Origin of the sequence: uncultured Nevskia sp. (assembly GCF_903885465.1) — a bacterium.
Classification (GTDB): Bacteria; Pseudomonadota; Gammaproteobacteria; order Nevskiales; family Nevskiaceae; genus Nevskia.
In genome coordinates this window covers 1-6444 of record NZ_CAISIQ010000524.1, presented here as the reverse complement: position 1 = coordinate 6444, position 6444 = coordinate 1, and the positions used below count along the sequence as shown (strand labels likewise).

Sequence of the window (6444 nt, the reverse complement as noted above, 5' to 3'; positions counted from 1 at the left end):
TTCGGGCGCAGCTTCTTCGGGAACAGGCGGGGACGGGCGAACGGCGTCAGGACGATCGACATGGTGCGACAGGGTGGCGGCGGGGCTACCAACCGTAGCGCAATTGCTCGCTTGCTAGAGTGCGCGGCCACCAGCAGCTTTCGACCCCTTCCGGAACCCACACGATGCTGCCTGCCAACCACCCGCAACGCCTGATCGTCGCCGACGAAGTTCATGCCCGGCCGTCAACCTCCGCGTTCACGCCCAGCCGCGCAACCCACATCGCGCTGCTGGTCTCGGCCGAGGATCGCGAGCAGGAGTTCGCGCACCTGCAGCGCTTGTGCGCCGAATACGGCGTGGCCTCGCCGATGGCCGGCACCCTGCAGTTCAGCGTGCAGCTGGGCGAGATCACGCTGAAGTGGGAACGGCACGGCGAGTTCTCCGGCATCACGCTGTTCGTGCCCGGCCCTGGCGCGGCGCCGTTTGCGGATTCGGCGGTCAGCCTGCTGCCAAGCGGTTGGCTGGCGGGCCTGCCGGGCCAGACGCTGGTCGCCGCCAATGCGCTGCTGATCGAAGCCGATGACGGGCTGTTGCCGAGCGCGCTGCTCGATGAGCACTTCGAGAACAACATCGCCGTCGGTGGCGAGATCGGCGATGGCGCCGGCCAGGCCTATACCGATTTCCGTATTCACGAGGACGGCTTCTCGCGCTTCCTGATCCTCGATCGCAGCTTCACGCCGCGGCAGGCCGGCCGGATGCTGCAGCGCCTGTTCGAGATCGAGGTCTATCGGGTGCTGGCGCTGCTGGCCTTGCCGGTGGCGCGCGCCCAGGCGCCGCGGACGCGGGCCATTGAGCAATCACTGGGGGCACTGACCGCGCAGATCGCCGCCGAGGACGGCGCGGTGGCCGATGAAGCACTGCTGCACGAGTTGACCCAGCTGGCCGCCGCCGTCGAAAGCAGCCTGGCGACCACCGAGTTCCGCTTCAACGCCTGTATCGCCTATCACGCGCTGGTCAGTACCCGCATCGAGGAACTGCGCGAACGCCGGCTACCGGCCGTGCAGCCGATCGGCGAGTTCATGACCCGCCGCCTGGGCCCGGCGGTGTCGACCTGCCGGCACACGCTGAAGCGTCTGCACGAGCTGTCCGATCGCGTCGCCAAGGTCAGCGGCCTGCTGTCGACCCGCGTCGACATCACCCGCGAGCGCCAGAACCAGGCACTGCTGGCGTCGATGGAACGCCGCACCGGGTTGCAGCTGCGCCTGCAGCAGACGGTGGAAGGCCTGTCCGTGGCGGCGATCGTCTATTACGCGTCCGGCCTGGTCGGTTATCTGGCCAAGGCCGGCAAGGCGGCACATCTGCCGGTCGACCCGGATCTGGTCGTCGGCCTGGCGCTGCCGGTGCTGTTCATCAGCGTCTGGATGGGCCTGCGGCGCATGCACCGGAAGCTGCACGCGGCGGATCACTGAACCCGGCTTGCACAGAAAAACGCGGACAATTACAGTCCGCGTTATGGCGCATCTGGGAAGCAGTGTCGAATACGGGCTGCACTGCCTGCTCTGGCTGGCGGCGCCCGATGCTGCGCCGGCCAGCAGCCGCGATCTGGCCGAGCTGCAGGGCGTGTCGCCCTCGTTCGTCGCCAAAATCTTTCCCAAGCTCGAGAAGGCCGGCATCGTCAGCGCCAGCGCCGGCATCCATGGCGGTTATCGGCTGGCGAGACCGGCGGCGAAGATCACCGTGCTTGACGTGGTCGACGCCATCGAAGGCCACAAGCCCTTGTTCGATTGCCAGGAAATCCGCGGCCGCTGCGCGATCTTCAAGGGCAAGGCGCCGGCCTGGTCGACCCAGGGCGTCTGCTCGATCCACGCGGTGATGCTGCGTGCCGAGCAAAGCATGCGCGCCGAACTCGGCCGCGCCACCCTGGCCGATCTGGTGACGACGGTGGCCCGCAAGGCACCGGCCGGCATGCCCTCCGAAATCAAGGTCTGGCTGACCGGGCGGCTGGCGGCGCGATCCGAAGCGCAAGCGGAAGGCCGAACGGCGCAAGCGAAACAAGCCGCTGCATCGAAGTTGCGCCGGCGGCCGGAACATTAATCCACCGAACCCATGAGATTCCACCCCCTGCTGGACGCACGCCTTGGGCGCGCTGCGGCGTCAGAAATGCTCGCAATAGAACAACTATTGCTGTGCTTTCTTCCTTGCATCGCATCCCAATTCGCACGCCCTTCAGGGGGTGAACTCACCGGTTCGGTGGACCGGGCAAAAACTCAAACGATAAAACCAAGGGGAGAACAACAATGATCGAGACCAGAAACACCCGTCAGGCAGCAGCGGTGCTCAGCATCTTCGCCGTCATTCACTGCGCGATCGCGCTCTGGCATGGCGGCGCCCACCTGTCGGTGCCGGTGGAACTGGACCCGCCGAAGATGGCCTTCGTCGGCCTGGTGGTCGTCATCCTGCCGCTGCTGGCCGCAGCGCTGCTGTGGACCAAGCTGAAGAAAGTCGGCGTGGTGCTCTACACCGGATCGATGGCGGCGGCGCTGGTGTTCGGCATCGTCAATCACTACATCCTGATTTCGCCGGACAACGTCACCTGCGTGCCGCCGGGTGATCACCGGATGACCTTCATCGTCTCGGCTGGATTCGTCGCTGGCAGCGAACTGATCGGCACGCTGCTTGGTGTGATCGCGTTGCGGCGCTGGTTCAACTGAGCGTCGGGCAAAAAAATCCCCCATCGAAGGGGGTTCTTTTCACGTTGCTGCGCGGCTTTGCCACGTGATGGTCGGAGAGACAGGAATCGAACCTGCGACCCCCTGCTCCCAAAGCAGGTGCTCTACCAAGCTGAGCTACTCTCCGACTGGGCGCGCAGTCTAACCGTTTTGGTGATCGGGTTTGGCGCTCTGTCCGGAGATTTTTTCAGACTGGGGCCGCGCTCAGGTTCGTTCGGCGCTCGCGGCGACGCCGGCGCCAGCCGGTGAGTTTCTCGAAACCGAGGTAGACGATCGGGGTGGTCAGCAGGGTCAGCAGCTGGCTCAGCAGCAGGCCGCCGATGATCGCGATGCCGAGTGGTTGTCGCAGTTCGGAGCCCGTGCCCAGGCCAATCGCCAGCGGCACGGCGCCGAATACGGCGGCCATCGTCGTCATGGTGATCGGCCGGAAGCGGGTCATGCAGGCTTCGAAGATCGCGTCGCGCGGGCTCATGCCGCGGTGGCGCTGGGCTTCCAGCGCGAAGTCGATCATCAGGATGGCGTTCTTCTTGACGATGCCGATCAGCAGGATGATGCCGATGATCGCGACCAGCGACAGTTCCATGTTGAACGCCAGCAGCGCCAGCAGCGCGCCGATGCCGGCCGAAGGAATCGTCGACAGGATGGTCAGCGGGTGCACCCAGCTTTCGTAGAGCATGCCGAGCACGATGTAGACCGTGAGCAGCGCGGTCAGCAACAGGATCGGAAACGCGCTCAGGCCGCTGGCGAACAGCGCGGCACTGCCGCCGAAGCCGCCGTGTATATCGCCCGGCATCTGCAGTTCCGCCATCGCCTGACCGATCTGCGCTTCAACCTGGGGCAGGCTGGCGCCGGGTGCCAGATTGAAAGTCAGGTTGACGACAGTGAACTGGCCTTCGTGATTGATCGACAGCGGCGCGGTGCCGAACTCGAAACGGGCGATCGCCGACAACGGCACGGCAACGCCGGACGGCGTGCTCACCTGGATGCGGGCCAGTTCGGAAGGATCCTGCTGCTCCTCGGGCGTCGCTTCGAGGATCACCCGATGGGTGTTGGTGCGATCGTAGATCAGCGCGATCTGGCGCTGGCCGAAGGCGTCGTACAGCGCCTGGTCAACGGTGGCCGGACGCAGGCCAAGGCGTGAAGCAGCATCGCGATTGACGATGACGTTCAACTGCAGCGCGCCGGTTTCCAGATCGGAAGACACATCGAGCAGCTGCGGCATCTTCTTCAGGCGTTCGACCAGCTTCGGCGTCCAATCGTAGAGGTCTTTCGCTTCCGGCGCGCTCAGCGCGTACAGGTATTGCGAACGGCCGGAGCGGCCACCGGCGCGCAGATCCTGCACCGCCTGCAGATACATCTCGATGCCTTCGACTTTCGCGGTCTTCGGCCGCAGCCGATCGATGACCTTGTCGGCGCTGATCTTGCGGCCCTGTTCCGGCGTCTTCAGGTTGATGAACATGCGCCCGGAATTCGAGGCACCGCGGCTGCCGCCGACGAAGTAGACCGCCGACTGCACGGCCGGATCGGCGAGCACGACATCGGCCACCTTCAGGGTTTTCTCGGCGATCGCCTCGAACGAGGTGTCCTGCGCGGCAACGAGGTTGCCGGAGATGAAACCGGTGTCCTGCTGCGGAAAGAAACCCTTCGGCACGATCGTGTACAGGTAACCGGTGAGGAACACGGTGCCGAGCGTGAACACCGCCATGATCCGCGTATGGCGCAGCGCCCACAGCAGCGCCACCCGATAGCCGGAGAGCAGCCAGGCGAGACTGGCTTCCAGGCCGCGTTCGAGCCGGCCCGGTACGCGCTCGTGGTTTTCCGGGCGCAGAAACTTCGCGCACAGGGTGGGCGTCAGGGTCAGCGAGATCAGCGCCGATACCGCGACGGCGACGGCCAGAGTCACCGAGAACTCGCGAAACAGCCGGCCGGGAATGCCGGCCAGGAACAGGATCGGGATGAACACCGCGATCAGCGACACGGTGATCGACAGCACCGTGAAGCCGATTTCCTTGGCGCCGCGCAGCGCGGCGTCGCGCGGCTTCTCGCCGTTTTCGATATGCCGAACGATGTTCTCGATGACCACGATCGCATCGTCGACGACGAAGCCCACCGACACCGTCAACGCCAGCAGCGACAGATTGTCGAGGCTGTAGTCGAGCAGCCACATCGCCGCGAACGTCGCGGCCAGCGCCAGCGGTACGGTGACGCCGGCAATCGCTGTCGGCACGCCGCGGCGCAGGAACAGGAACATCACCAGGATCACCAGCGCGGTCGACAGCACCAGCGCAATCTGCACCTCGTCGACCGAGGCACGAATGGTCTGCGTGCGATCGGCCTGGATCGACAGCTCGACCCCTGGCGGCAAGCTGGCGCGCAAGGCCGGCAGCTGCTCGAGGATCTGGTCGACGGTTTCGATGACGTTGGCATCGGCCTGCTTGCGGATGAACACCAGCACCGCGCGCTTGCCGTTGTACCAGCCGGCCAGACGAGCGTTCTCCTGGCCGTTGATCACCGTGGCGACCGAGGACAGCGGGATCGGCACGCCGTCGCGCGTGGCGATGATGGCGTTGCGGAAATCCTCGACGGTGGCCAGCTGGTCATCGGCATCGATGACCCAGGTCTGCGCCTCGTCGCTCAAGGAGCCCTTGGCGCGATTGACGGTCAGCGCGTTGATCGCGGTACGCACCGTCGCCATCGACAGGCCCATCTGCGCCAGCTGCGCCGGGTTTGCCTGGATGCGGATCGCCGGCTTCGCGGCGCCGGAGATCTGCACTTCGGCCACGCCTTCGACCTGCGACAGGCTCGGGTTCAACTGGTTGTCGGCGAACTCGTAGACCTTGTCGAGGCCGACGGTATCGGAGGTCAGCGCCAGGATCAGGATTGGCGAATCATTGGGATTGGCCTTGCGCCAGGTCGGCGGCGCCGGCAGGCCCGCAGGCAGATCGGCGAGCGATGCATTGATCGCGGCCTGCACGTCACGCGCGGCGCCGTCGATGTCGCGATCGAGATCGAACTGCAGCACCACGGTGGCGCTGCCGAGCGCGCTCGACGAGGTGATTTCGTTGACGCCGGGAATCTGGCCGAAGCGCCGTTCCAGCGGCGCGGCCACAGTCTGCGCCATGGTTTCCGGGCTAGCACCCGGCTGCTGGGTCGAGACAAAAATGATCGGGAATTCGACCTGCGGCAGCGGTGCCACCGGCAGCCGCGAATAGGCCAGCGCGCCGAGCAAGAAGATGCCCACCGCCAGCAAGGTGGTGCCGATCGGCCGCGCGATGAAAGGCGCGCTGAGGTTCACTTAAGCTGCACCGCCGCGTTCGGTTCAGCCTCGCCATCCTTGCGGCTGAAGCGCTTGGCCAGCTTGTCCATCGCCAGATAGATCACCGGCGTCGTGTACAAGGTCAGCATCTGGCTGAGGATCAGGCCGCCGACGATGGCGATGCCGAGCGGATTGCGCAGCTCCGAACCGGTGCCCGATTCCAGCGCCAGCGGCAGCGCGCCGAGCAGTGCGGCCATGGTCGTCATCATGATCGGCCGGAAGCGCAGGCAGGCGGCTTCGAAGATCGCCTCATGTGGCGGCTTGCCGTGATCGCGCTCGGCCTCCAGAGCGAAGTCGATCATCATGATCGCGTTCTTCTTGACGATGCCGATCAACAGCACCACGCCGATCAGCGCCACCACCGAGAAATCCTGACCGGTCAGCAGCAACGCCAGCAGCGCACCGACGCCGGCGGACGGC

General features: G+C 65.6%; 5 protein-coding genes and 1 tRNA gene. 3 read left to right on the top strand and 3 right to left on the bottom strand.

The annotated features are described in order from the left end of the window. Nucleotides 1–164: 164 nt before the first annotated feature. From QZY06_RS20205 to QZY06_RS20195, 3 genes are all read left to right on the top strand, one after another. Nucleotides 165–1448 (top strand): DUF3422 family protein, encoded by a 1284-nt coding sequence (locus QZY06_RS20205; protein ID WP_295687596.1) that lies wholly within the window; start codon nt 165–167, stop codon nt 1446–1448. Between the two features lie 43 nt (nt 1449–1491). Further along, nucleotides 1492–2073 (top strand): Rrf2 family transcriptional regulator, encoded by a 582-nt coding sequence (locus QZY06_RS20200; RefSeq protein ID WP_295687594.1) that lies wholly within the window; start codon nt 1492–1494, stop codon nt 2071–2073. A 203-nt stretch (nt 2074–2276) separates the two neighbouring features. Continuing rightward, the gene (locus QZY06_RS20195) at nt 2277–2690 is read left to right on the top strand and encodes a hypothetical protein (protein WP_295687590.1); all 414 of its coding nucleotides are present in this window, start codon (nt 2277–2279) and stop codon (nt 2688–2690) included. Between the two features lie 68 nt (nt 2691–2758). Here the strand turns inward: QZY06_RS20195 and QZY06_RS20190 are convergent. From QZY06_RS20190 to QZY06_RS20180, 3 genes are all read right to left on the bottom strand, one after another. Beyond that, nucleotides 2759–2835, bottom strand: a tRNA-Pro gene (locus tag QZY06_RS20190). Between the two features lie 60 nt (nt 2836–2895). Beyond that, nucleotides 2896–6003, bottom strand: coding sequence for an efflux RND transporter permease subunit (locus QZY06_RS20185; protein WP_295687588.1), 3108 nt, complete (start codon nt 6001–6003; stop codon nt 2896–2898). Next, nucleotides 6000–6444: efflux RND transporter permease subunit (locus QZY06_RS20180; RefSeq protein ID WP_295687587.1), on the bottom strand; the 445-nt coding region annotated here is incomplete at its 5' end. The genes QZY06_RS20180 and QZY06_RS20185, both read right to left, overlap by 4 nt.